The sequence below is a fragment of the Burkholderia sp. YIM B11467 genome (assembly GCF_052952715.1).
On record NZ_JBQVSQ010000012.1, the window covers coordinates 134,976 to 160,304 of the forward strand.

Sequence of the window (25,329 nt, forward strand, 5' to 3'; positions counted from 1 at the left end):
CAATCATGAGGATCTTTTTGGTCGCTCTGCTGCTGATCAGCGCGCAAGCCGCCGCGCAATCGGTGTTCCAGAATCCCGCGGTGTTCGTGATCCTGAGCGAGCAGACTGCCGCGAACGCGGTGAGCGTCCAGCAGGCGCTGACGACGCTCGGCCGCGCCGACAACACGGCATGCGCACCGATGATGATGGTCGGCGACCCTCAGATGATTTACATGATGCCGGAGGAGGGTCACGCGCCGTCGTGGCAATCGCCCGCGTACGGCCGCGGCACGCCGTTCGAAGCGCAGAACGGGCCGGCGCCGACCGGCAAGACGATCGGGGCGATGCAGCATGCCGAGGACATGCAGACGCAGCCGTGGAGCGACGGCAGCGCGATCACGCAGAAGATCGCCGGCGAATCGAGCCTGTCGGCGGCCGACCGGGTGAGCGATTGGCAGCGCAAAGGGCTCAATACGATCGAGACGGCCCGCGCGGAGGATGTGACGGTGAACGGCAAGACCTACCGGGCGTATCGCGAGGATATCAACCGGTCGACGAAGCCGGTCATCGAGCCGCAGATCTACACGCAGCGCGTCGTTTTCTGCCGATAACAAACGTCAATCCGGCACGGGCTGTTCCGACCTATAACCCCACACGACGAGGCCATCGTGAACTATTGCTGCCAGATCAGGCTGTCAGACCCGCAGGACGTCGAACGGGACACGGGCACTGCACCGTTCCTGGCCATCCGGCGCAACCATGTCGCGCCGTCGCGGCCGCTCGTGTACCTGTCGCAGCATCACGATGCGGCGCTCGTCGACTGTCTCGCGGCGCGCGGCTGGGACGTGTGGCGCGCGAAAACCGTTGCGGACGCACTGAATCTCGTCAAGGCGAACCGCCCGCATGCAGGCATCGTTGATTTCGGCAGCTTCGCGTCGCCCGACGTCGCGTCGTTCGAGGCGCTGCTGCGCGACCCGCGCGTCGGCTGGGTCGCGCTCGCTGATGGCGAGCGGCTGCGCGACATCACCATCGCGCGCCTGATCCGCCATTGCTGTTTCGACTACGTGCGCAATGCGACCGCGTACACGACGATCGGCTATCTCGTCGGCCATGCGTACGGGATGCTGAAGCTCGCGGACGGCGACCCGGGCGCGGACGCGGCGCCGGCCGGCGGCACGATGATCGGCTCGTGCGATGCGATGCGGCGGCTGTTCGCGACGATCCGCAAGGTCGCGAACACGGACGCCACCGTGTTCATCGCCGGTGAATCCGGCACCGGCAAGGAACTGACGGCGGCGGCGATCCACCAGCAGTCGTCGCGCGCCGACGCGCCGTTCGTTGCCGTGAACTGCGCGGCCATCCCGGCGACGCTGCTGCAGGCCGAACTGTTCGGCCATGAGCGCGGCGCGTTCACGGGCGCGCACCAGCGCAAGATCGGCCGCATCGAGGCCGCGCACGGCGGCACGCTGTTTCTCGACGAAATCGGCGACATGCCGTTCGAGAGCCAGGCGAGCCTGCTGCGGTTCCTGCAGGAGGGCAAGATCGAGCGGCTCGGCGGACACGCGTCGATTCCGGTGGACGTGCGGATCGTGTCGGCGACCCACGTCGATCTCGAGGCCGCGATGCAGACGGGGCGGTTCCGCGCCGACCTGTTCTATCGCCTGTGCGTGCTGCGCATCGACGAGCCGCCGCTGCGCGTGCGCGGCCGCGACATCATGCTGCTCGCCGATTACGTACTGCGGCGCTATCGCGACGACTGTTCGCACCGGATTCGCGGTTTCATGCCTTGCGCGGTCGAGGCGATCCACAACTATCCGTGGCCCGGCAATGTGCGCGAGCTGATCAACCGGATCCGGTTCGCGGTCGTGATGACGAACGGCCCGATGATCTCCGCCGCCGATCTCGAGCTGCACCAGTACACGTCGCGGCAGCCGCCGACGCTGGCGGAAGTGCGCCGGCAGGCCGAGCGGCACGCGATCGAGGAAACGTTGCTGCGCCACCGCCACCAGCATGCGGACGTCGCGGCCGAGCTGGGCATTTCGCGCGCGACGCTGTACCGCCTGATGACCGCGCACGGGCTGCACGGCTGACGCGCGTTGGCGCGCATCCGCTCAAGACCGTGCGGCGGCGGCCGTTAAGACAGGAAACAGCCCGTCCGGACCGCCCGCGCATCGACGCGCGCGCGGCCGCACGCGGCGCATCACGCTTATCCGAGGTTATCGTGTCAGAGTGCAGTCACTGCGGCAGGACGTTCCTGGTCGGCGGGCGGTCGATCGACGGCCACCGCTATTGCAGTTCGGCGTGCGCGCAAGCGCATCCGATCGTCGTCGAGGCCGAACGGGTGCCCGACGAGAAGGTCCGGCTGTATGTCGACGACTGGCGATACGGGCCATGCCCGATCTGCCTGCGCGAGGGAAATCCGGTCGATGTCCACGCGTCGCATCGTGTCGTGTCGCTGGTGTTCGTCACGCGCTGGGCGACGCGTCGTCACGTGTGCTGCCGCCGCTGCGGCCGCAAGAAGCAGGCGGCCGCGCTGCTCGCATCGGTCACGCTCGGCTGGTGGGGGCTGCCGTGGGGCATCGTGCTGACGCCGATCCAGCTCGTGCGCAACGCGCTCGGGCTGGCCGCGCGCGATCCGGAGGTCGCGACGCAGCAGTTCGAGCAGCTCGTGCGGCGCAAGCTGGCGGCGCGCCGGCTGCAGCGCGAGCGGCAGGGCGCCGGCGCCTGATCGCGCGCCTGACCGTGCCGCGTTCGCTCAGGCCGGTCGCTCGAAGCCCGAGGCGACCCAGCGCTCGGCGCTGGCCTTGTTGAGCTTGAAGCCGGCCGACACCTTCGCTTCGGCCAGCAGGTCGCCATACGGATCGAATGCCTTGAGCTGCGCGTACGGCTCGAATTCGTCCGGCACGATGTCGAGCGTCACCGACACGTCCTGCCCGTCGTCGCCCTGAATCGCCACTTCCTTGTGCAGCATCGCGCGCCGCTGCTGCTCGTGCCGCATCAGCACCTCGGTCGCGGTCTTCACGAGCGTGCGGAACGCGTTCGCGTCCATCGGCTTCGGGTTCTTCTTGTCGCGGCCCATGGTCCACGGCCCGACGAGCGCGGGCTCGGACTCGCCGTCCTTGATCATCTCGACGGCCCAGCCGTCGTCGTCTTCGTTCTTGATGACGCGGGCCGTCCAGCCGTTGTCGCGCCAGAGGCCGTTTTCGTGGATGGAGGTGTCGTCGGATTGCAGATCGGATTCGGTCATGAGGAGCGCGGAAAGTCGGGCCGCCGGCAACAGGGCGGTGGCGCGCGGCCGGCATCGGCGCAGCGCTCGCCGCCGGTGGCCCGGAATGGCAGCAAAGGCCGCAATTTTACCTGTTGACCGGCCGCATGGCCCGCGCGGCGCGCAACACCGGCCGTTTGGCCGATGCCCGTGGCCGTTGGGCACCGGCCGCCGGCCGTTCGAACCCGCGCAAATATCAAACTCGTATTACGTCCCCGGCGGCCGATCCATATGCCGTCCGATATCCCGCCCGCGCCCGGCTCCATAGAATCGACGTTCGGGATAAAAATAGCCCGAACGTCCTTTCAACGTCGAACCGGTCGCGTGCGTTCCGCATTGCGCGGCCGGTGAACAACCAGGAACCGCGTATGAGGAAATTCAATGTTCGCATCGTCTTCGCGTACGACTGGCCGCTGACGCTGGCCGGCATCGAGCAGGTCGCCGGCAGCGGCTGCGCGATCGAGCTCGTCGCGGTCTACCGGAGTGCGGCCGAACTGGTGGCGTCGCTCGGCGGCGTCGACTGCGATATCGTGCTGGTCGACTATGCGATCCGCGGCGACGAGCGGATGGACGGCCTCGCGCTGCTGGACTGGCTGCGGCGCACGCGCCCGAACGCCGGGATCGTCGCGCTGGTCGCGAACGAGAACCCGCTGATCTTCCGGTCGATCCTCGCGATCGGCGGCGTGAGCGTCGTCAGCAAGCTCGACGACGTCGGCCATATCGTCACGGCGATCCATGCGAGCTACAGCGGCGGATGCTACCTGTCGCCGTTCGTCAGGCGTGCGGTCGACGCGCTCGACGAGGGCGGCGAGGCGCCCGTGAAGCTGTCGGTGCGCGAGATCGAGGTGATTCGCCTGTATCTGTCGGGCGTGCCGATCAAGACGATCGCGCAGCGCCTGAGCAAGGGCAAGCAGACGGTCAGTGCGCAGAAGATCAGCGCGATGAAGAAGCTCGGCGCGAACAACGATGTCGAGTTGATCCAGCGGGCGGCCGGGCTGGGGCTCGGTACCGGCGCGGCCGCGCCGCGGCCCGGCGGCGCGGCGTAAGCACGCGCGCACCGGGCCCGCGCCGTCAGGCCGGCAACGCGAACCGCGTGACGGCGTCGCGCAGCGCTTCGGCCTGATCGCGCAGCGAGTGCGCGGCGGCCGCGGCCTCTTCGACGAGCGCCGCGTTCTGCTGCGTGACCTGGTCCATCTCGCCCACCGCGCGATTGACCTGCTCGATCCCCGCGCTCTGCTCGCGCGACGCGTGGCTGATTTCGTCGAGGATCTCGTTCACGCGCCGCACCGACTGCACGAGTTCGGCCATCGTCTCGCCCGCGTGCGTGACGAGCGTCGCGCCGTGCTCGACGGTCTCGTTCGACGACACGATCAGCGACTTGATCTCCTTCGCGGCCGTCGCCGAGCGTTGCGCGAGCGAGCGCACTTCGGCCGCGACCACCGCGAAGCCGCGGCCCTGTTCGCCCGCGCGCGCAGCTTCGACCGCCGCGTTCAGCGCGAGGATGTTGGTCTGGAACGCGATCCCGTCGATCACGCCGATGATGTCGCCGATCTTGTGCGAACGGTCGGTGATCTCGTTCATCGTGCGCACGACATCGTTGACCACCGTGCTGCCGCGTGTCGCAACCTGCGCGGCCTCGCCGGCGAGCGACGCGGCCTGCGCGGCGCTGTCCGCGTTCTGCTTCACGTTCGCGGTCATCTGGTCCATGCTCGACGCGGTCTGCACGAGCGCGGCCGCCTGTTCCTCGGTGCGCTGCGACAGGTCCGTGTTGCCGGACGCGATCTCGCTCGCGCCGACGTTGATGTTCTCGGTGCCCATCCGCACGCGCGACACCATGTCGATCAGCCCGCCCTGCATCGTGTGCAGCGCATGCAGCAGGCTGCCGCGATCGTCGTGCTTCACGGTGACGCGCGCGGTCAGGTCGCCCTGCGCGATGCGCTGCGCGGCGTCGAGCGCGTCCTCGAGTTCGCCGCCGAGGCTCGCGCGCACGCTTTTCAGCACCAGCACCATGACGGCGGTCGCGAGCGCGCCGAGCACGGCCGTCATCGCAAGCCAGCGGCCGATGCTCTCGAGCACGGCCGTGCGCACGTCGTTCATGTACATGCCCGTCACGAGATACCAGTCCCACGGCGCGAAGCGCTGCACGGCGCTGGTTTTCTCCTGCGGCTTGTCGGCGCCCGGCTTCGGCCACAGATACTCGACGAAACCCTTGCCGCCTTCCATGTTGCCGGCCTTCACGATCTCGACGAACAGGTGCTTGCCGTTCGGATCGGTGAAATTCGACACGTCCTTGCCGTTGAGGTCCGTCTTGATCGGGTGCATCACGATCACGGGCTTCGAGTCGTTGACGGAGATGTAGCCGTCGGCGCCGTAGCGCATCGCGGCGATCGCTTCGAGCGCCTTCTGCTTCGCGTCGGCTTCCGGCATCGCGTTCTGCTGCGACAGCTTGTAGTAATGGTCGGTCACGCTGGCGGCTTGCGCGACCAGCGACGCGAGCTGGTCGCGGCGGTCCGTGATCATCGATGCGCGCGTCTGCCACGCGCCGAGCCCGGCGATCACGAGCAGGCCGAGCCACAGGATGACGATCATCGAGGCGAGTTTCTGATTCAGGGAAAGGTTGCGCATGGTGTGTGGTCGGTCAGTCGAGGATGCTCGCCAAAGCGGCGTGACGGGATAAGTGTCTTGACGGCGCGCGCGGCGCATCGCCGTAGACGGGTAATCCCTTAGACGCGGCGCGACTGCCCATGCCTGCGACGTCGGCACGGGTATCTATGCATATGCATAACGGGCGTCGCTATACTGTCGGGGCGATTGCGCGCGCGTGGCGCCCCGGGGCGGCGGCAGCGCGGCGCTGAATGAAACCGAAAGGAGGCAACGATGCGAATTCTGGTGGTAGGGGCCGGCGCGGTCGGCGGATATTTCGGAGGACGGCTGGCCGCGGCGGGGCGCGACGTGACGTTCCTGGTGCGCGACGGCCGCGCGGCCGCGCTGGCGCGCGACGGGCTGCTGATCCGCAGCCCGCGCGGCGACCTGACGCTCGCGAACGTGCAGACCGTGCGTGCGGGCGATGCGGGCGCCGGGGTCGCGCCGTTCGACCTCGTGCTGCTGAGCTGCAAGGCCTACAGCCTCGACGACGCGATTCTCTCGTTCGCGCCGTTCGTCGGGCCGCAGACGCTGATCCTGCCGATGCTCAACGGGATGCGCCACCTCGACGTGCTGCGCGACCGGTTCGGCGCCGCGCAGGTGCTCGGCGGGCTGTGCGTGATCGCGGCGACGCTCGATCGCGAGCAGCGCATCGTGCACCTGAACGACACGGCCGGGCTGTCGTTCGGCGAGCTCGCCGGCGGCGAATCGCCGCGCGTGCGCGCGGTGGCCGACGTGTTCGATGGCGCGGGTTTCGACGCGACGCTCAGCGACGACATCGCGGCGCGGATGTGGGAGAAGTGGGTATTCCTCGCGACGCTCGCCGCGAGCACGTCGCTGTTCCGCGGCTCGGTCGGCGACATTCTCACCGCGCCGGACGGCCTCCGCCTGCTCGAGACGATGCTCGGCGAATGCAGCGCGATCGCCGAATACAACGGCAAGCGGCCCGACCCCGTGGCGATCGAGCGGATGCAGCAGATGGTGCTGACGCCGTCGCCGCTGACCGCATCGATGCTGCGCGACGTCGAGAATCATGCGCGCGTCGAAGCCGATCATGTGATCGGCGATCTGCTCGCGCGCCGCGACCCGCAGGTGGCCGATGCGCTGTCGTTGCTGCGGATCGCGTACAACCACCTGAAGACGTACGAGGTGCGCACGGCGCGCGAGCACGCCGACGCATAAACACCGGCGCGGGCGGTCGCCCCGACACGTTCCGCGCTGCACAAATTTGTCATCTGGCGCCGTTTACGGCCGGAAAGCGCAAAAAAGTATCGAAAATCAGGCGTAAAGTTGGTGGAGCCGCGCGCTCGATCGACCTACATTGCTTCCCATGCGACCGGTCGCGTCGCCGCGCGAAACACGCGGCGCACGCGCGAACAGCCGAACAGGCCGGCCAGCGATACATGGGAATGGAGACGCCAAGATGATGCACCCCGATCTCGAAGTGGTCGAAGTGCGACGCGACGAGTCGTTCAAGGTCTGGTCGCACGGCTATCCGTATCGCACGATCCGCTGGCACTTCCATCCCGAATTCGAACTGCACCTGATCGTCGCGACGCGCGGCAAGTATTTCGTCGGCGATCACATCGGCTCGTTCGGCCCCGGCCATCTCGTGCTGCTCGGCCCGAACCTGCCGCACAACTGGGTCAGCGACATGGCCGAAGGCGAAACCGTCGAGCGCCGCAATCTCGTGATCCAGTTCGACCCGGTGTTCGTGCGCCGCTGCATGGACGCGTTTCCCGAATGCCGCGATGCGCAGGCGCTGCTCGACGATGCACGGCGCGGTGTCGGTTTCGACGCCGCGACCAGCGCCGCGATCGCGCCGCTGTTCGACGAACTGCTGGCGGCGCGCGGCATGCGCCGCATCGCGCTGTTCATGACGATCCTCGAACGGCTGTGCGGCGCCGACGAGCGCACGCTGCTCGCGAGCCCCGCGTACGACCAGGCCGACGTCACGCCCACGCGGCTCAGCCATGCGCTGTCGTATATCGGCAAGAACCTCGCGTCCGAGCTGCGCGAATCCGATCTCGCGCAACTGACGGGGCAGAGCGTCAGCGCGTTCTCGCGTGCGTTCCATCGCCAGACGGGCATGCCGTTCGTGCAGTACGTGAACCGTCTGCGGATCGAATCCGCGTGTCAGATGCTGCTCGCCGACGATACGAGCATCACCGATATCTGCTTCCAGGCCGGCTTCAACAACGTATCGAACTTCAATCGCCAGTTCCGCGCGGTGAAGGGGATGGCGCCGTCCGAATTTCGCGCGCTGCAGCGCCTGAACGCGCGCAGTCGCGAACTCGCATTGCATGCGGCACCCACCGGCAACCCGATGCCGCCGCGCGTACTGACACCCGGCGTGCCCGAACTCGCGCCGCAGCCGGGATGATCGCCGGGCCGCCGCCCGCCTGAGTTTTCCACGCCGTTGTACCCAGCCGATCGCGCCGCCCACGTCGCGAGGGGCTTGCTCACCCACGAAAAAGCCTTATACAACCGGAGACACCGTCATGACGCATGCATCGCCCGCTTCATCCCCCCGCCGCGCCGTCCGCATGGCGGCCCTTGCCGCGCTCGCCGTCGCGGCCCTGCTGCCCGCCGCCGCGCATGCCGCGCCGCTGCGGATCGGCATGACGTTCCAGGAACTGAACAACCCGTATTTCGTGACGATGCAGAAGGCGCTTACCGATGCGGCCGCAACGATCGGCGCGCAGGTCGTCGTCACCGACGCGCATCACGACGTCAGCAAGCAGGTGAGCGACGTCGAGGACATGCTGCAGAAGAAGATCGACATCCTGCTCGTGAACCCGACCGATTCGACCGGCATCCAGTCGGCGATCACGCAGGCGAAGAAGGCCGGCGCGGTGGTCGTGGCCGTCGATGCGAACGCGAACGGGCCGGTCGATTCGTTCGTCGGCTCGAAGAATTACGACGCGGGCGTGATGTCGTGCGAATACCTCGCGAAGGCGATCGGCGGCAGCGGCGAGGTCGCGATCCTCGACGGCATTCCGGTCGTGCCGATTCTCGAACGCGTGCGCGGTTGCAAGGCCGGGCTCGCGAAATTTCCGAACGTGAAGCTCGTCGACACGCAGAACGGCAAGCAGGAGCGCGCGACCGCACTGTCGGTGACGGAAAACATGATCTCCGCGCATCCGAACCTGAAGGGCCTCTTCAGCGTGAACGACGGCGGCTCGATGGGCGCGCTCGCCGCGATCGAGGGTTCCGGCAAGGACATCAAGCTGACGAGCGTCGACGGCGCGCCCGAGGCAATCGCCGCGATCCAGAAGCCGAACTCGAAGTTCATCGAGACGACCGCGCAGTTCCCGGCCGACCAGGTGCGCATCGCGCTCGGCATCGCGATTGCGCGCAAGTGGGGCGCGACGGTGCCGAAGGCGATCCCGGTCGACGTGAAGGTCGTCGATCGCGGCAACGCGAAGGGCTTCAGCTGGTGAACGACGTGCGACGCGACGCGAAGGGCGGCGGCACGGCCGACGCCCTTCGCACGGAGAGGCCGATGGAGACGATACTCAGGCTCAGCCACATCACGAAAAGCTTTCCGGGCGTGAAGGCGCTGTCCGACATTCATCTGGAGATTACGCGCGGCGAGATCCACGCGCTGCTCGGCGAGAACGGCGCGGGCAAGTCGACGCTGATGAAGATCCTGTGCGGCATTCATCAACCGGATGCCGGCACGATCGAGATCGACGGCGCCGCGCGCCGTTTCGCGAACTATCACGAGGCGGTTGCGGCGGGCGTCGGCATCGTGTTCCAGGAGTTCAGCCTGATCCCGCACCTGGACGCCGTCGACAACCTGTTCCTCGGCCGCGAGCTGCGCAACCGCTGGGGCGCGCGCGACCGCACGCGGATGCGCCGCGCGGCGGCCGGCATCTTCGCGCGGCTCGGCGTGTCGATCGATCTCGATGCGCCGATCCGTGCGCTGTCGGTCGCGCAGCAGCAATTCGTCGAGATCGGCAAGGCGCTGTCGCTCGACGCGCGCATCCTGATCCTCGACGAACCGACCGCCACGCTTACGCCGGCCGAGGCCGAACACCTGTTCGCGATCATGCGCGAGCTGAAGCGGCAGGGCGTCGCGATGATCTTCATCTCGCATCACCTCGACGAGATCTTCGCGGTGTGCGACCGCATCACCGTGCTGCGCGACGGCCAGTACGTCGCGACGACCGACGTCGCGCGCACGGACGTCGAGCAGCTCGTGCGGATGATGGTCGGCCGCCGGATCGAAAGCAGCTTCCCGCCGAAGCCCGTGCTGCCGGCCGACGCGCCGGCCGTGCTCGAAGTCGACGCGCTGCAGCTCGAGCGAGGCGGCCCGGTGAACCGCTTCGCGCTGCGGGCGGGCGAGATCCTCGGCTTCGCCGGGCTGGTCGGCTCGGGCCGCACGGAAACGGCGCTCGCGGTGATCGGCGCGACGCGCGCGCACCGCAAGGAAGTGCGTGTGCGCGGCGCGGCGGCGAAGCTTGCCGATCCGGCCGACGCGTTGCGGGCGGGCATCGGCATCCTGCCGGAAAGCCGCAAGACGGAAGGGCTCGTCACGTCGTTTTCGATTCGCGACAACATCTCGTTGAACAACCTCGGCAAGTACCGGTCGATGCGCTGGCTGATCGACCGGCGCGGCGAGGCGCGCGCGACGCACGACGTGATGCGGCGCGTCGGCGTGAAGGCGCCGTCGATCCACACCGAGGTCGCGACGCTGTCCGGCGGCAACCAGCAGAAGGTCGTGATCGCGCGCTGGTTGAACCATCACACGTCGGTGCTGATCTTCGACGAGCCGACCCGCGGCATCGACGTCGGCGCGAAAGCCGAAATCTACGGGCTGATGCGCGAACTTACCGCGCGCGGCTACGCCATCATCATGATCTCGTCCGAACTGCCGGAGATCGTCGGCATGTGCGATCGCGTCGCCGTGTTCCGGCAAGGGCGCATCGAGGCGACGCTCGACGGCGACGAGATCGATCCCGACACGGTCATGACCCATGCCACGGCCGGCACGCGAGGAGCGACCCATGAACCTGCCTGATTCTTCTTCCACGCCTTCCACGCCTTCCACGACGCTCGCGGCGGCTGCCGCCGGCGATGCGTCGCCGCCACGCGCGATCTGGGCGCGGTTGCGGCGCTCGACGCTGTTTTATCCGCTCGTCGGCCTCATCGTCGTGTGCATCGCGATGATGATCGCAAGCCCGAGCTTCCTGTCCGCCGCGAACCTGGAAAACGTGCTGCGCCAGGTGTCGATCAACGCGATCATCGCGGCCGGGCTGATGGTCGCGGGCGTCAACGCGGTCGCCGCGCTCGCGATCGGCATCGCGGTCGGCCTCGGTTTCGGCTTCCTGAACGGCGTGTTCGTCGCGTTCGCGGGGATGCCGCCGATCATCGTCACGCTCGCGACGATGGGCATCGCGCGCGGCCTCGCGCTGATCTACACGGGCGGCTATCCGATAGACGGCCTGCCCGACTGGGTCGCGTTCTTCGGCAGCGGCAAGGTGCTCGGCATTCAGGCGCCCGTGCTGATCATGCTGGTGGTCTATGCGATCGCGTGGCTGCTGCTCGATCGCATGCCGTTCGGCCGCTATGTGTATGCGATCGGCGGCAACGAGCAGGCGACGCGGCTCACCGGCGTGCGCGTCGCGCGCGTGAAGCTGATCGTCTACACGCTGGCCGGGCTCACGTCGGCGCTTGCCGCGATCGTGCTGACCGGGCGGCTGATGAGCGGGCAGCCGAACGCGGGCGTGGGCTTCGAACTCGACGCGATCGCGGCCGTCGTGATGGGCGGCACGTCGATCTCCGGCGGGCGCGGCGCGATCCTCGGCACGCTGGTCGGCGCGCTGCTGCTCGGCGTGCTCAACAATGGCCTGAACATGATCGGCGTGAACCCGTATGTGCAGAACGTGATCAAGGGCGGAATCATCCTGCTCGCGATCTACATCAGCCGCGAACGATCGCGGTAACGCGTAATCGAATAGATATCCGAATCATCAACGAAAGAGACAACTCATGACGACACCTGAAGCCCAGCCGCGGATGACCGCGGTCGTCTGCCACGGCCCCGAGGACTATCGCGTCGAACAGGTCGCGAAGCCGCGCCCCGGCGCGAACGAGCTCGTGATCCGCATCGCCGCGTGCGGGATCTGCGCGAGCGACTGCAAGTGCTATACGGGCGCGAAGATGTTCTGGGGCGGCCCGAGTCCGTGGGTGAAGGCACCCGTGATTCCCGGCCATGAATTCTTCGGCCATGTCGAAGCGCTCGGCGACGGCGCGGCCGAACATTTCGGCGTGACACTGGGCGACCGCGTGATCGCCGAGCAGATCGTGCCGTGCGGCAAGTGTCGTTATTGCAGGTCCGGTCAGTACTGGATGTGCGAAGTGCACAACATCTTCGGCTTCCAGCGCGACGTCGCCGACGGCGGCATGGCCGAATACATGCGCATTCCGCCGACCGCGCTCGTCCACAAGATCCCGCCCAGCGTGTCGCTCGAGGATGCCGCGATCATCGAGCCGCTGTCGTGCGCGATCCATACCGTGAACCGCGGCGACCTCCAGCTCGACGACGTCGTCGTGATCGCGGGCGCGGGCCCTCTCGGGCTGATGATGACGCAGGTCGCGCACCTGAAGACGCCGAAGAAACTCGTCGTGATCGACCTGATCGACGAGCGCCTCGACCTCGCGCGGCAGTACGGCGCCGACGTGACGATCAACCCGAAGCGCGACGATGCGCGCGAGATCATCCGCGCGCTGACCGACGGCTACGGCTGCGACGTCTATATCGAAACGACCGGCGCGCCGGTCGGCGTGAACCAGGGGCTCGACCTGATCCGCAAGCTCGGCCGTTTCGTCGAATTCAGCGTGTTCGGCGAGGATGCGACCGTCGACTGGTCGATCATCGGCGACCGCAAGGAACTCGACGTGCGCGGCGCGCACCTTGGGCCATACTGCTATCCGATCGCGATCGACCTGCTGGCGCGCGGGCTCGTCACGTCGAAAGGCATCGTCACGCACGGTTTCGCGCTCGAAGATTGGGACGACGCGATTCGCGTCGCGAAATCGCCCGAATCGATCAAGGTGCTGCTGAAGCCGGCCCGCTGACGGCCGGCGTGCGCCTCACCGGAGACATCATGGAATACGTCATAGGCGTCGATATCGGCACGCAGAGCACCAAGGCGCTGCTCGTCGACCGGCACGGCACGATCGTCGCGCGGCGCTCGTCCGGTTACCAGCCCGACACGCCGCGCCCGCTGTGGGCCGAGCAATGGCCGCAGGTGTGGTTCGATGCCGTGCTCGGATGCATCGCGGGCTGCGTGAGCGATGCGCGCGCGCAGGGCGTGCCGGCCGACGCGATCCGCGCGGTGTGCGTGAGCAGCCTGTACGGCGGCTCGGGCATCCCGGTCGACAGCGACATGCGGCCGCTTCATCCGTGCCTGATCTGGATGGACCGGCGCGCGACCGCGCAGGTCGATTGGGTCGACGAACACGTCAACGTCGAGCGGTTGCGCGTGATCACGGGCAATGGCGTCGACAGCTACTACGGCTTCACGAAGATGCTGTGGCTGCGCGACCAGCGGCCGGACGTGTGGGCGAACGTGCGCTATTTCCTGCCGCCGAACGCGTATGTGATCTACCTGCTGACCGGGGAAGTCGCGGTCGATCACAGTTCGGCCGGCAATATCGGCGGCGTGTACGACGTCGCGCGCCGCGAGTGGTCCGACGATGCGCTCGACATGCTCGGTATTCCGGCGACGATGATGCCCGAGCGGCTCGTCGATTCGACGGACGTTGTCGGCGTGCTGCTGTCGCAATGGACCGAACAGCTCGGGTTGCCGGCCGGCACACCCGTCGTCGCGGGCGGCGTCGATGCGGCCGTCGCGACCTTCGCGGCCGGCGCGACGCGCACCGGGCAGCACGTCGCGATGATCGGCACCAGCATGTGCTGGGGCTACGTGAACCGGCATGTCGATGCGCGGCACGGGCTCGTCAGCATGCCGCACGTGTTCAACGGGCAGCGCGACCTGTACGTATTCGGTGGCGCGATCACGGCCGGTGCGTCGGTCGCGTGGTTTCGCGACCAGTTCTGTCATGCGGAACTCGATGCGGCGCGCCTGCTGCCGCATGGCGATCCGCACGTGCTGCTCGAGGAAGCGGCCGAAAGCGTGCCGGCCGGTGCCGACGGCGTGCTGTTCCTGCCGTACCTGATGGGCGAGCGCAGCCCCGTGTGGGATGCGAAGGCGAGCGGCGCGTTCGTCGGGCTGAGTCTCGCGCATACGCGAGCGCACCTGTATCGCGCGGTGCTCGAAGGCGTCGCGTTCGCGTTGCGGCACAACATCGAGGCTGGCCGCCGAGGGGCGGCGGCGCTGGACGATCGGCTGATCGTCGTCGGCGGTGCCGCGCATTCGGCGCTCTGGATGCAGATCATTGCCGATGTGACCGGCTTTCCGGTATGGACGATCGAGCAGGACGTCGAAGCCGCGATGGGGGCGGCACTGCTCGCGGGTGTCGGGGCAGGGCTCGTGTCGCACGACGACGCGCAGGGTGGCTGGGTCACGCTCGTCGAGCGTGCGCGGCCCGATGCCGAACGTGCGCAAGCGTATGCGGCGCGTTTCGCGCTCTACACGGCGCTGTACCCGGCACTCAAACCGATCATGCACCGCTTGAGCACGCCATCATGAAGACACGATTCAATTTCAGCGGCTCGCGGGTGCTCGTCACGGGCGCATCGAGCGGAATCGGGCGAGCGTGCGCGGTCGCGCTGGCGCAGGCGGGTGCGCGGGTCGTCGCGGCGGGGCGCGACATGGCCGCGCTCGATGCGCTGGCCGGCGAGACGGCATGCGATACGTTGCGTATCGATGTCGGCGGCGACGAACACGCGATCGACGCGGCGCTCGCCGCGCACGAGGCGTTCGATGGCCTCGTCAATTGTGCGGGAATCGCGTCGCTCGAAGCGGCGCTCGATGTCGGCGCCGCGCATTTCGATCGCGTGATGGCGGTCAATGCGCGCGGTGCGGCGCTCGTCGCGCGGGCCGTCGCGCGCAAGATGATCGAATGCGACGGACGGGGCGCCGAACGTGCGCGGGGCAGCATCGTCAACGTATCGAGCCAGGCCGCGCTCGTCGGGCTGCCCGCGCATCTGAGCTATTGCGCGTCGAAGGCGGCGATGGACGCGATCACGCGCGTGCTGTGCATCGAACTCGGCCCGCACGGCATTCGCGTGAACAGCGTGAACCCGACCGTCACGCTCACGCCGATGGCGCAATTCGCGTGGAGCGAACCGGAGAAGCGCGCGCCGATGCTGGCGGCGATTCCGCTCGGGCGCTTTGCCGAGCCGGATGAGGTGGTCGAACCGATCCTGTTTTTGCTGAGCGATGCGGCGTCGATGATCAGCGGCGTGTCGCTGCCGATCGACGGCGGGTATACGGCGCGATAGGCCACGCGATGCGGTGACGGGCGACGGGCGGCCGGCGGCCGCCAGCCGCGCATGACGGGAAATAGGGGCGAATGTGCGGAGCGGCCGACGCGCGGCTAGACCGGGTCTTTGCTCGGCGGTCCGTCCGGTTGTTGCGGGTTGTCGTGGTGATGACCCGGCGGCGACGACAGCGGGTCGTCTTCCGGATCGCGGTTCGGGTCGGCCGGTGGCTCGGGCGTCGGGGTCGTGTGATCGGTCATGGAGAACTCGCGCAGTGCGTGACGGCGGCGGCGCGGCAGGTGCGCCTCGTCTCCGTTATAGGCAATCGAACGTGCGTTTGCAGCGGGATTCTTGCGGCGGGGTGTCGATCGTCGAACGGGTTCGTCTGCCGCAATGCGTCGTGTGGCCCGCGCGATCGCGGTCAGCGCAGATCCGCCGGCGTATCGACGTCGCGCAGGATGCCGGGATCGTCGACGTCCAGCAGTTGCACGGGCGCGCTCGCGAACAGCGTGCGGGCGCCGGTATCGCCGTCGAGCGCGGCCAGTGCCTCGTAGTGGTGCGCGGCGAAACCGACCGGATGGCCGCGCACGCCGCGATGGGCGGGCGCGATGATCGATGCACCGTCCGTATCGAGCGCGCGCGTCACCGCTTCGTAGGTCGAAGCCGCGATCCACGGCATGTCGCCGAGCGCGACGAGCCAGCCGGTCGCGTCGGGGGTCGCGCGCACGCCGGCCGCGAGGGTCGCGCCCATGCCGCGCTCGGTGTCGGATGCGTAGACGACCTGGCAGCCGGCTTCGTTCAGCAGAATCGCGAGTTTTTCGGCGCCGGGACGCACGATGGCGATCACGTCGGCCGTGGCCGCCGCGAGATGGCGGGCGGCCGCGACCGCAACCGGTGTGCCGTCTGGCAGCAGTGCGAGCAACTTGCTGTGCAGGCCGCTCGGGTCGAAGCGTTGACCAAGGCCGCCGGCGAGCAGGACGCCGGTGGCGAGTGACGCATAGGGCATCGGCGCGGGGGGAGTGAGACAGGTGCTGCGATTGTGCGGGACCGGGCGGGGATCGGCAAGTGAGGATGTTACCGAGTCGCGCCCGTCAGATCGGAAATACCGTCATCGCGACGCTTCGTCGAGCATGCTTTCCTCGACGGGGCCATAAATCGCGTGGGATTCACGCTGCATGACGGCCCAATAGCGGTCGCCGAACGACCAATGCCACCATTCCGACGGGTAATTCGTGAAGCCGGCGCCCGTCAGCGCGGCGATCAGCACCTGGCGGTTATGTGCGGCCGCGCGGCTGATGAATGCGTTGTGCGTGTAGCACGCGCCGGACGATTCGTGGTCGGTGGCGTTCATGATGCTGCCCATGTCGGCTTCGATGCCGTCCGCCGATATCAGCGTGAGGTCGACGGCAGCGCCGGTCGGATGCGCGGCGACTTCGGGGGGCGCGACATGGTGGCTCGCGAGTTCGTACAGCGTTTCGTCGGACGGCAGCGGATTCAGTGTCCCACGCAGTTCGGCGAGATGGTCGGCGAAATATTCCCGCTGGAGTCCGAGCGGACGATAGCCTTCCTTGACGTAAAGGCGCAGCCCGGCGGGCAGCGCGTGCGCGGCGACGACCAGCCGTTCGGCGATACCGCGGCGTACCTTCAGGAAATGCGGGCTCGGGTTCGAAACGACGCTGCGCGAGAGGTCGACGGCGATGCGTTCGTCGAAGGTAGCGAGATCGACAAACCCTTCGTGCGACTCCATCAGGGCGATCGACCGGACAACGGGATCGGAGAGCGATATCACGATAGCGGGTGAGGTGGCGCGATGACGGTTGCGGGTCACGAGCCGGCGGGCGGGGTGTTGCGCGGTGCTTGGCCGGCCGGAGGCATTTTGGTCAGACGAATCGCCAATATGCCAGAGTTCGGCGGAGAAGGTGCCGTGGTTTGGCCTGCGCGCGACCGACGCCTACCAGAGCGTCTTCACGTGCGCGTAAGCGCGGATTTTTTCGTCGCGGGTGATGAGCGGCGCGCCGAGCCGCCGCGCGGTGGCGACGATCATGCGATCGGCCGGATCCTTGTGGAACGCGCCGGGCAGGGCGGTGGATTTCGCGGCGATGTCGGCGTCGACGGGCACGAAGCGCATGCCGTCGATCTGCGCGACCGTGGCGAGCCATGCGTCGACGTCCATCGACAGCGCGAGGCGATCGTTGCGCACCAGCATCGCAATTTCCCACGCCGAGATCGCGGATGCGGCGAGCGCGCCTTCGCCGCGCGCGCGATCGATCGCGGTTCGCGCTTTCTTGCTGAGCGAAGGATCGCCCGCCACCCACCACACCAATGCATGCGTATCCAGCACGATCACCGCGACGCCTCCCAATCATCTTCCGCAATCGGATCGAGAGGATTGTCGTAGCGCATGACCGAGCCGCGCAATATGTCCAACGGCTGAGCTTCGCGTGCGTGATACGGCCGGATCTCGAGCGTTGGCTTGCCGTGATCGGTGACGATCAGGCTTTCGCCTGACGACTCGACGAGCCGGAAGTATTCGAGTGCGCGAGCCTTGAACTCGGATTTCGAAACGGGAGCGTGCGGCATCATGATATGGACCTGGTCATGTGACGATGGTCATTTTAAGGCAGTGCGGCGGAGCGAGGCAAGTCGCGAAGGTCACGCGTCGCCAGATGCATGCAAAACGCGACAGGGTGCGTTGATGCCCAGGGGCCGGAAGACGCTGTCCGCCTTGCTCGCGTGCTTGCCGTGATCTAGATTTTTTCTATCGGGGTTCTCAGGCGGGAGGGATTGCCATGGAACTGAGCGTAGAACGTGTCGATGTGTGGGCGGCGACCATCGAGGACAAGCCGGGCGGCCTCGCGGCCGTATTAGGCGCTCTGCGGACTGCCGGCGCAGACTTGCAGTTCATCGTCGCACGCCGCACATCGGAGGCGCCGGGCAAGGGCGTCGTGTTTGTCGCACCACTGCAGGGAGACGCGGTGATTCGCACGGCCACGCAGGTGGGGTTCAGCGTCACCCCGAGCGTTCACTCCGTCCGCGTAATGGGTCTGGATCAAATGGGCATCATCGGGCAACTGACCCAGATGCTCGCGGACGGCGCGATCAATCTTCGTGGCGTTTCGGCCGCCGTGCTGGGTTCCCAGTTCATTGCCTATTTCGCGGTCGATTCGGTGGACGATGCGGACAAGGCGATCGATATCCTGCAGCGGGCATAAGGCGGCTGCGTTGGACGGTGGACTGGCCGTGGCCGGAAGGGGGCTCGCGTTTCAGGACGTTGCGCGGTCCCCCCACATGGCTCAGGTATCCGCCCACCGTCTCAGCAGGTTGTGATAGATCCCGGTGAGCGCGATCACGCCCGGGTCGTGCCCACCTTTGTCCGCGGAAAGCTGCTGAATCTGCGTATCGAGCTGGAACAACAGCGTGCGATCGGCATCGTCGCGCACCATGCTCTGAATCCAGAAGAACGAAGCGACGCGCTCGCCGCGCGTCACGGGCGTCACGTGATGCAGGCTCGACGCCGGATACAGCACGAGATCGCCGGCCGGCAGCTTCGCGCGATGCACGCCGTACGTATCCTCGACACACAGCTCGCCGCCGTCGTACGCATCGGGTTCCTCGAGAAACAGCGTCGCCGACAGATCGCTGCGCACGCGGAAATCCGTGCCGCGCAGCAGCCGGATCGCGTTGTCGACGTGCGTGCCGAACGTCTCGCCGCCTTCATAGCGATTGAACAGCGGCGGAAACACCTTGAGCGGCAGCGCCGCGGAGAAGAACAGCGGATGGCGCGCGAGCGCATCCTGGATCGCGTCGCCAACCGCGCGCGCCGCCGGCGAGCCTTCTGGCAGTTGCCGGTTGCGTTTCGCGAGCGCCGACTGCGCGCCGGACGTTGCATTGCCGTCGACCCATTCGGCCGAATCGAGCACGTCGCGGCATTGCGCGACCTGCGCCTTGGTCAATACGCCGGGGATATGAAGCATCATGTTGCGGATTCCATAACGTGCGGCGCCAGTTGCATCGCCGCCGTACGAAATGCGTCGAGCGGCGACGACGCGAGATACGCGCGCATCTTCGCGATGAACGCGGGCGTCGCGGTGGCCGGCACGCGCGCGAGCCACGTGAGCGCTTCGTCGATCTGCCCGCGCTCGCCGAGCAGCCGCGCAAGGTTGAACTGGCCGCGGAAATCGCCGGCAACGGCGGCGCGGCGATAGTGGTCGAACGCGGCGTCGGTGTCGACCGACACAACCCAGCCGTCCTCGTAGAAGCCGCCGATCAGGTTGATCGATTTCGCATGGCCGAGCGCGGCCGCGCGGCGGAACCAGTCGAGCGCGTCGGTGCGGTTCTCGTCGACGCCGTTGCCGAGCGCGAGTGCCGTCGCGTAGTTGTACATGCCCCAGTCGAGCCCCGCCTGCGCGGCGAGCCGGTACCAGTACACGGCGACCGGCGCGCACGCGGCCGTGCCCCAGCCGAACTCGTAGCAGCGGCCGAGCATGTTCATCGCCATTGGATGGCCGGCCCGCGCGGCGTGCCGGAACCAGTTGAACGCGGCAGCCGGATCGCGTGCCACGCCATGCCCGTCGAGCAGGTACTGTCCGTAGACGGCCTGCGCATCGACGATGCCGTTATCGGCCGCCGCCGCGACCCACGCGGCGGCGCGCTCGGGCGGCCCGGCCAGGATGTCGGCGAGCTCGCGCGGCGACACCGACGCGAGCGCCTTCAGCGATACGGCTTCCATCGATCAGTAGCGCGCGTTCAGCGTGACGAACGCCGAGCGGCCCGGTGCGATCGACGCATAGTGCGCCGGATACGCCTGATCGAAGTACGTGCGATTGAACAGGTTGTTCACGTTCAGTTGCAGGTCGAGCTTCTTGTTGATCCGGTACTGCGCCATCGCATCGAAGCGCCAGTACGACGGCACGGCGCGCAGGTTCGCGGGATCGCCGAATACTTCCGACATGTAGAACGCGCCGCCGCCGACCGTGAACTTCGGCGTCACGTCGTAGTTCGACCACATCGTGAGGCTGTGCTTCGGCGTGTTCGGGAAGCGGTTGCCGTCGTTCGCGCTGTCCTTGCCGTTGTCGCGCAGCGCGCTCTTCATGTACGTATAGCCGCCGAACACTTGCCACTGCTTCGTGATCTGGCCGGCGACGCCGAGCTCGAGGCCCTGCACGCGCTTGTTGCCGACCATCGCGTACTGGTTGTTCGGCAGCGTCACGCGCGCGTTCGTCGTATCGATCTGGAACAGCGCGGCGGTCAGCGACAGCTTGTCGTTCAGCACGTTCCACTTCGTGCCGAGCTCGATGCTGCGGTTCTTCTCCGGCGACAGCTGATCGGCGTTCGGACCGACGCCGCCGCGGCCCGGCGTGAGCGACTGCGTTTCGCTGCCTTCGCCGAGCATCATGCCGGCCGGCGTCGACGACGTTGCGTACGACGCGTAGATGCTGCCGTTCTGCGCGGGCTTGAACACGAGGCCGGCCTGCCAGTTCACGAGCGTGTCGTCGCGCGTGTAGGTCTTGCCGCCGTTCGCCTTGGTGTCGGTGAAGCGGGTCGAGTAGTCGTCGACGCGCACGCCGGCATTGACCTGCCAGCGCGGCGTGATCTCGATCGTGTCGAAGCCGTAGATCGATTTCGTCGTGGTGCGTGCATGCGCGTAGTCGTTGGCGCGCGTGATCGAACCGGCCCACGGATCGTTCGGGTTCGGCGACCACAGGCTCGTGCAGTTGTAGCCCGACGCCGCGCCGATGCCTTTCTGGCAGATCTTGCCGTTATCCGTGGCGACGTTGTACGTATCGCGCTTGCCCCATTCGCGCGTCAGCTCGATGCCGGTCGTGAAGCTGTGCTTGAACGGGCCGGTGCGGAATTCGCCGAACAGTTCGGTCAGGTTCGCGATGCTGTTGATCGAGCTGTCGCGGTTGTTGTTGCGGCGCCAGACCTTGCCGTTGACCACGTTGCCCTGGCTGTCGTCCGGCTGCGTCCAGATGTAGTCCTGCGTCGATTCCGTGTAGCGCGTGGTGTTGCGGACCGTCAGCGACGACGTGATGTCGTGTTCGATCTTGATCGTGCTGATGTCCGACGTGGTCTTGCGGAAGTCGCGGTCGATCAGCCCGTAGAAGTTGTGGCGATCGACGGGTGCCGGATAGATCGTGCCGACGTTCGCGGGCTTGTTCGACGTCGTGTAGAAGTACGGGATGCCGCCGTCGGGCATGTCGTCCGTCGACAGGTGGTAGTAGCTCGCGGTCACGCGCGTCGACGTGCCGAGGCCGAATGCGATCGACGGCGCGACGCCCCAGCGCTCGTTGTTGACGGCGTCGCGGCCGGCGACGTCGTTGTTGTGGCTCATCAGGTTCAGGCGGAACGCGGCGTGATCGGCGAACTGCCAGTTGCCGTCGGCCGTGAAGCGGCGATAGCGGTCGGTGCCGAGGCCCGCGCTCGCGCTGGCCGACGTGCCGAGGTGCGGGGCCTTCGTGATCAGGTTGATGCTGCCGCCCGCGCCGCCGCGGCCGCCGTATGCGCCGTCGGAACCCTTGGTGATCTCGATGCGCTCGGTGTTGAAGATCTCGCGCGTCGTGGCGCCCGTGTCGCGCATGCCGTCGACGAACATGCTGCCCTGCGTGTCGTAGCCGCGGATGAACGGACGGTCGCCGAGCGGGTTGCCGCCTTCGCCGGCGCCGAACGTGATGCCGGGCACGGTGCGCAGCGCTTCGGTCAGCGTCGACGCGCCGCTGTTCCGGATCAGTTCCTGCGGGATCACGGTGACGGACTTCGGCGTGTCGACGAGCGGCGCGGTGAATTTCGCGGAAGCGGAAAAGTCGGCCTTGTAGCTGTGCTCGGTCTTGCCCTGGATCTCGATCGGCGCGAGATGGCCTTCGGTGCTGGACGGGGCCGAAGGCGGCGTACCGTCGGCGAAAGCGGGGCTCGCGGCGAGCACGCTGCACAGGGTGGTGAATTTACCGAGCTTCAACTCGTCGGGACGGGACTTCATGGTGCGCTTCGACCTCGCGATGTGGCCCCGGGAGCGGTGCGCTGCGGAAATGTGCATGCCGCCGGGAATTATTACGATTTGTTTTCAGGCGGCATTCTATGTAATTTTCCGTTAAATGAGAAGCGTTCTTGTTTGTATTTGTAAGGGGATTGTTGACGAATGTTGCGGGGTGGTTGGAGGGCGGTTTGAGGATGGGAAATGGCCGATTGGCCGAGTATGGCGGGCTCTTTGAGCGGGTTAGAGTGGTTATGTCGCGAGGCAATCCATGTGACTGCAAAATGCCAGGATGACTGTATTGAAAGTATTTTGAAGGGATGCATCATGCCTGTGATTACCGTTCGAGCCTTCTCGCGCGCGCTCGTGCCGCCGGTACCGCGATCGCACCTTCCGACGGGTTTATCGCTGCCACGGCCGAGTCAAGCGGCCTGATCGTAGCCACGCGCGACGCCACACCGTTCGAGGCGATGGGCGTTCGCGTGATCGACCCGTGGGCGTGTTAGTTTCCGGTTGCGGGCCCCACCGGCTGCGCCGCAATTGAAAAACGCGCCGTGCGATGCGGCGCGTTTTGTTTCAGGCAAGCTCGCCCGCCAATCTGAAACGATGGCAGGCGAGCGCGATACCTTCGGTGCGGCTCAATCAACCCCGTGAAACACCGCGTCCTCCGGCCCGAGGTACGCCGGCGGGCGCCACGTCGCGTCGCGCATCGAATGTTGGACGAGGTTCTCGACGCCGAGCAGCACCGCGAAGATCGCCATCCGCACCGGAATCCCGTTGTCGGTCTGCCGGAAGATCGCGAGGCGCGGGTCGCGGTTCAGGTCAACCGACAGGTCGTTCGCGCCCGGCCGGCTGTCGCGCGGCAGCGGGTGCATGATCAGCGTGTCGGGCTTGCAGACCGAGTCGACGAGCGCCTGGTTGATCTGGAAATCCGGCGTGTAGCCTTCGAACGACTCGTCGGTGAAGCGCTCCTTCTGGATCCGCGTCGCGTAGACGACGTCCGCGCCGCGCAGCCCGGCCGCGAGGTCGGTCGTCTGTTCGATCACATGGCCGTTCGTCGAGATCTGGTCGATGATGTAGGCCGGCATCTCGAGCATCGGCGGCGACACGAGCGTGAACTTGAGCCCGCGGTACAGCGCGAGCAGCTTGACGAGCGAGTGCACGGTGCGGCCGTACTTGAGGTCACCGACCAGCGCGATGTGCGCGCCGTCGACGATCTTGCCGAGCCGTGAGAACTCGCGCTGGATCGTATAGAGATCGAGCAGCGCCTGGCTCGGGTGCTCGCCGGGGCCGTCGCCGCCGTTGATCACGGGCAGGTTGGTCGCGCGCGCGAACTCGGCCACCGAGCCTTTCTCCGGGTGGCGGATCACGAGCGCGTCGACGTAGCCGGCCATCACGCGGCTCGTGTCGTAGATCGATTCGCCCTTGGCCATCGACGAGAACGTGAAGCCCGTCGTGTCGCACACCGAGCCGCCGAGCCGGCAGAAGGCCGCGCCGAACGACACGCGCGTGCGCGTGCTGGCCTCGAAGAACAGGTTGCCGAGCACGGCGCCTTCCAGCACGCGCGAAATCTTGTGGCGCCGCGCGATCGGCTGCATCACGTCGGCCACGCGGAACAGCGCCTCGACCGATTCCCGCGAGAACTGGTCGACCGACAGCAGCTGCGGCTTGCCCTCGAAAAAGAACTGCCTTGCGAGCCCTTGATTATCTACGCTTTGCGTATATCCGCCACCTTCCGGTGCCGAACGCTCGACGATTTCCGACACGAAGCGCTCGACGATCTCGGGCATCCCGCGCGATTCCTGCGAGTCGTCGGGCAGCAACCACGTATCCAGCGCGCGCCGGCTGACGCCGATGCGATTGGCGAACGCTTCGCGGGTCATGTTGAGGCGGCGCATCGCGTCGCGTAGGAAGGCTTGCTGGGGAACGGTCATCGGCGGCTCCTGACGAAAAATATACGCGGTGCGTATATTAGTTCCTGGCGCAATGAAGTCAAGGAAAATCTGCGCGAACGGGTTGTGCGGCTCGCATGACACTCGGCGGGTTCGTACTGGCGCGCGGCGTCCGTCTCCGTATAATCAGGTCAGGCCCCGTGCCCCGCATCTTGCCGGGCACCATGCCGCAGACGATTCGCCCGGTCGGGCTTGTTGATTCGAAGGAGGATGAGAATGACGCGTACGATTGCTGCAATGCTGCTGGTGGTGACCGCCGCGCTCGCCGGTTGCAATACGGTCGCCGGCATGGGCCAGGATATTTCGAAGGGTGGCCAGGCGATCAGCGATACGGCCGAAAAGGCCAAGTAAGCCGACTGGTTCCCGAATGCAGAAGGCGCCGGGCCGTCCCGCGATTGCGGGGCGGCCCGGCGCCTTCTGCATTCGGGCTGCGTGAACGCCGGCGGCGTCAGGCGCGTTCCACGAATGCGTAGCGGCCTTCGACCTTGCGCGGCGTGAACCAGCCGTAGTCGGGGAACATCCGGTTGCGGACGAACCAGACGTAGCCCACCAGTACGAGCGTGACCACGAGGCCCGGCAGCGCGGTCGACGGATCGCGTCCGAGACCGGCGATGGTCTTCGGCAGCTGCAGCAGCGACAGCAGGATGAACGCGTGATACGCGCCGACGCGATGGGTGGCGAAGCCCCAGATGAACAGTAACGACAGCGGCACGGTCAGCAGGAGGAACAGCGCGACGAAGCCGCCCGATGCGCCGGCGTCGCCGGCGGCTGCGGAGAAGTAATACGCGAGCATCAGGCTGATCGCCAGCTGGGCGATGCCGAGCGCGACCAGGATCCAGGTGTGCACCTTGTTCTTGCGGCAGCGTTCGGGATCGGGGCGCGACGCGATCAGGCCGGCGAGCACGCGATCCTTGAGCCCCTGTCCGGACAGTTCGGCCAGCGTGTCGGCCTTCCTCGTTCCCGCGGACAGCAGCACCGCGATTCTTGTTTTGGCTTCCTTCCTGTTCATTGCTTGGCAGATTGTTGTTCGATGGTTGTCAAAGGTCCCGGCCACGCGAATATTGCATCTTGCGGGGTGGCACGCAACGGTTTTGCGGTGTGCGGACACATTCCTACAACTGCC

Annotated in this window: 26 protein-coding genes and 1 pseudogene; 15 read left to right on the forward strand and 12 right to left on the reverse strand. The window is 67.0% G+C overall.

Going from position 1 to position 25,329, the window contains the following annotated elements; translation table 11 throughout:
- The first annotated feature begins 5 nt into the window (after positions 1-5).
- The 3 genes from ACTRWB_RS31745 (at position 6) to ACTRWB_RS31755 (ending at position 2,707) form a co-directional block, all read left to right on the forward strand.
- Complete coding sequence (locus tag ACTRWB_RS31745; protein ID WP_446904181.1) at positions 6-590, forward strand: hypothetical protein; 585 nt, start codon at positions 6-8, stop codon at positions 588-590.
- 57 nt (positions 591-647) lie between these two features.
- Positions 648-2,069, forward strand: coding sequence for a sigma-54 dependent transcriptional regulator (locus ACTRWB_RS31750; RefSeq protein WP_412024141.1), 1,422 nt, complete (start codon positions 648-650; stop codon positions 2,067-2,069).
- Positions 2,070-2,200: 131 nt separating this feature from the next.
- Complete coding sequence (locus ACTRWB_RS31755) at positions 2,201-2,707, forward strand: hypothetical protein (protein WP_446904182.1); 507 nt, start codon at positions 2,201-2,203, stop codon at positions 2,705-2,707.
- 27 nt (positions 2,708-2,734) lie between these two features.
- Here the strand turns inward: ACTRWB_RS31755 and ACTRWB_RS31760 are convergent, their stop codons facing one another.
- Entirely contained in the window at positions 2,735-3,226 is a 492-nt protein-coding gene (locus ACTRWB_RS31760; protein ID WP_446904183.1) for a hypothetical protein, read from the reverse strand.
- Between the two features lie 386 nt (positions 3,227-3,612).
- Between ACTRWB_RS31760 and ACTRWB_RS31765 the strand changes: the two genes are divergently transcribed.
- A complete protein-coding gene (locus tag ACTRWB_RS31765; protein ID WP_343493961.1) occupies positions 3,613-4,290 on the forward strand; it encodes a response regulator transcription factor in 678 nt (225 codons plus the stop codon).
- Positions 4,291-4,315: 25 nt separating this feature from the next.
- Here ACTRWB_RS31765 and ACTRWB_RS31770 read toward each other — a convergent pair whose 3' ends face one another.
- Complete coding sequence (locus tag ACTRWB_RS31770) at positions 4,316-5,869, reverse strand: methyl-accepting chemotaxis protein (RefSeq protein WP_129515376.1); 1,554 nt, start codon at positions 5,867-5,869, stop codon at positions 4,316-4,318.
- 252 nt (positions 5,870-6,121) lie between these two features.
- Between ACTRWB_RS31770 and panE the strand changes: the two genes are divergently transcribed.
- The 8 genes from panE to ACTRWB_RS31810 all read left to right on the forward strand — a co-directional run bounded on the left by panE (position 6,122) and on the right by ACTRWB_RS31810 (position 15,305).
- Positions 6,122-7,069 (forward strand): 2-dehydropantoate 2-reductase, encoded by a 948-nt coding sequence (gene panE / locus ACTRWB_RS31775; protein ID WP_446904184.1) that lies wholly within the window; start codon positions 6,122-6,124, stop codon positions 7,067-7,069.
- Positions 7,070-7,310: 241 nt separating this feature from the next.
- Positions 7,311-8,270 (forward strand): AraC family transcriptional regulator, encoded by a 960-nt coding sequence (locus tag ACTRWB_RS31780; RefSeq protein ID WP_446904185.1) that lies wholly within the window; start codon positions 7,311-7,313, stop codon positions 8,268-8,270.
- A gap of 118 nt (positions 8,271-8,388) precedes the next feature.
- A complete protein-coding gene (locus tag ACTRWB_RS31785; RefSeq protein ID WP_446904186.1) occupies positions 8,389-9,330 on the forward strand; it encodes a substrate-binding domain-containing protein in 942 nt (313 codons plus the stop codon).
- Positions 9,249-10,913 (forward strand): sugar ABC transporter ATP-binding protein, encoded by a 1,665-nt coding sequence (locus ACTRWB_RS31790; protein WP_446904187.1) that lies wholly within the window; start codon positions 9,249-9,251, stop codon positions 10,911-10,913. The genes ACTRWB_RS31785 and ACTRWB_RS31790 overlap by 82 nt, the downstream gene beginning before the upstream one ends.
- Positions 10,900-11,838: an ABC transporter permease gene (locus ACTRWB_RS31795; protein WP_446904188.1), complete on the forward strand. Its 939-nt coding sequence runs from the start codon at positions 10,900-10,902 to the stop codon at positions 11,836-11,838. Before ACTRWB_RS31790 ends, ACTRWB_RS31795 begins: the two co-directional genes overlap by 14 nt.
- Before the next feature lie 46 nt (positions 11,839-11,884).
- On the forward strand, positions 11,885-12,973 hold the full coding sequence (locus ACTRWB_RS31800; protein WP_446904189.1) for an alcohol dehydrogenase catalytic domain-containing protein: 1,089 nt from the start codon (positions 11,885-11,887) through the stop codon (positions 12,971-12,973).
- Positions 12,974-13,002: 29 nt separating this feature from the next.
- On the forward strand, positions 13,003-14,550 hold the full coding sequence (locus tag ACTRWB_RS31805) for an FGGY-family carbohydrate kinase (RefSeq protein WP_446904190.1): 1,548 nt from the start codon (positions 13,003-13,005) through the stop codon (positions 14,548-14,550).
- Positions 14,547-15,305, forward strand: a complete 759-nt coding sequence (locus ACTRWB_RS31810; protein WP_446904191.1) for an SDR family oxidoreductase — start codon at positions 14,547-14,549, stop codon at positions 15,303-15,305. Before ACTRWB_RS31805 ends, ACTRWB_RS31810 begins: the two co-directional genes overlap by 4 nt.
- 95 nt (positions 15,306-15,400) lie before the next feature.
- Here ACTRWB_RS31810 and ACTRWB_RS31815 read toward each other — a convergent pair whose 3' ends face one another.
- From ACTRWB_RS31815 to ACTRWB_RS31835, 5 genes are all read right to left on the reverse strand, one after another.
- Positions 15,401-15,544 (reverse strand): hypothetical protein, encoded by a 144-nt coding sequence (locus tag ACTRWB_RS31815; RefSeq protein WP_165948077.1) that lies wholly within the window; start codon positions 15,542-15,544, stop codon positions 15,401-15,403.
- Positions 15,545-15,705: 161 nt separating this feature from the next.
- On the reverse strand, positions 15,706-16,290 hold the full coding sequence (locus tag ACTRWB_RS31820; RefSeq protein WP_193100125.1) for a nucleotidyltransferase family protein: 585 nt from the start codon (positions 16,288-16,290) through the stop codon (positions 15,706-15,708).
- Positions 16,291-16,392: 102 nt separating this feature from the next.
- Positions 16,393-17,031, reverse strand: a complete 639-nt coding sequence (locus ACTRWB_RS31825) for a M15 family metallopeptidase (RefSeq protein WP_446904192.1) — start codon at positions 17,029-17,031, stop codon at positions 16,393-16,395.
- A 204-nt stretch (positions 17,032-17,235) separates the two neighbouring features.
- Positions 17,236-17,631, reverse strand: coding sequence for a type II toxin-antitoxin system VapC family toxin (locus ACTRWB_RS31830; RefSeq protein WP_412024156.1), 396 nt, complete (start codon positions 17,629-17,631; stop codon positions 17,236-17,238).
- Positions 17,628-17,867, reverse strand: a complete 240-nt coding sequence (locus ACTRWB_RS31835) for a type II toxin-antitoxin system Phd/YefM family antitoxin (protein WP_048245635.1) — start codon at positions 17,865-17,867, stop codon at positions 17,628-17,630. The genes ACTRWB_RS31830 and ACTRWB_RS31835 overlap by 4 nt, the downstream gene beginning before the upstream one ends.
- A 206-nt stretch (positions 17,868-18,073) precedes the next feature.
- Between ACTRWB_RS31835 and ACTRWB_RS31840 the strand changes: the two genes are divergently transcribed.
- The gene (locus tag ACTRWB_RS31840; RefSeq protein ID WP_446904193.1) at positions 18,074-18,496 is read left to right on the forward strand and encodes an amino acid-binding protein; all 423 of its coding nucleotides are present in this window, start codon (positions 18,074-18,076) and stop codon (positions 18,494-18,496) included.
- Positions 18,497-18,577: 81 nt separating this feature from the next.
- On the opposite strand, the gene ACTRWB_RS31845 is transcribed toward ACTRWB_RS31840, so the two are convergent.
- Genes ACTRWB_RS31845 through ACTRWB_RS31855 form a run of 3 tightly spaced genes read right to left on the reverse strand, consistent with a single transcriptional unit; the run spans position 18,578 to position 22,260 of the window.
- Positions 18,578-19,261 (reverse strand): Fe2+-dependent dioxygenase, encoded by a 684-nt coding sequence (locus ACTRWB_RS31845; protein ID WP_446904194.1) that lies wholly within the window; start codon positions 19,259-19,261, stop codon positions 18,578-18,580.
- Positions 19,258-20,013: a tetratricopeptide repeat protein gene (locus ACTRWB_RS31850; protein ID WP_446904195.1), complete on the reverse strand. Its 756-nt coding sequence runs from the start codon at positions 20,011-20,013 to the stop codon at positions 19,258-19,260. The genes ACTRWB_RS31845 and ACTRWB_RS31850 overlap by 4 nt, the downstream gene beginning before the upstream one ends.
- A gap of 3 nt (positions 20,014-20,016) precedes the next feature.
- A complete protein-coding gene (locus ACTRWB_RS31855; RefSeq protein WP_446904196.1) occupies positions 20,017-22,260 on the reverse strand; it encodes a TonB-dependent receptor in 2,244 nt (747 codons plus the stop codon).
- A 344-nt stretch (positions 22,261-22,604) separates the two neighbouring features.
- Here ACTRWB_RS31855 and ACTRWB_RS31860 point away from each other — a divergent pair.
- Positions 22,605-22,760: pseudogene (locus tag ACTRWB_RS31860) on the forward strand (VapC toxin family PIN domain ribonuclease); the annotation flags it as partial.
- Positions 22,761-22,892: 132 nt separating this feature from the next.
- On the opposite strand, the gene ACTRWB_RS31865 reads toward ACTRWB_RS31860, so the two are convergent.
- Positions 22,893-24,188 (reverse strand): aspartate carbamoyltransferase, encoded by a 1,296-nt coding sequence (locus tag ACTRWB_RS31865; protein WP_412024160.1) that lies wholly within the window; start codon positions 24,186-24,188, stop codon positions 22,893-22,895.
- Between the two features lie 234 nt (positions 24,189-24,422).
- Here ACTRWB_RS31865 and ACTRWB_RS31870 point away from each other — a divergent pair, with 234 nt between their 5' ends.
- Positions 24,423-24,557: an entericidin A/B family lipoprotein gene (locus tag ACTRWB_RS31870; protein WP_009688930.1), complete on the forward strand. Its 135-nt coding sequence runs from the start codon at positions 24,423-24,425 to the stop codon at positions 24,555-24,557.
- A 97-nt stretch (positions 24,558-24,654) separates the two neighbouring features.
- Here the strand turns inward: ACTRWB_RS31870 and ACTRWB_RS31875 are convergent, their stop codons facing one another.
- On the reverse strand, positions 24,655-25,215 hold the full coding sequence (locus ACTRWB_RS31875) for a permease (RefSeq protein ID WP_446904197.1): 561 nt from the start codon (positions 25,213-25,215) through the stop codon (positions 24,655-24,657).
- Positions 25,216-25,329 lie beyond the last annotated feature (114 nt).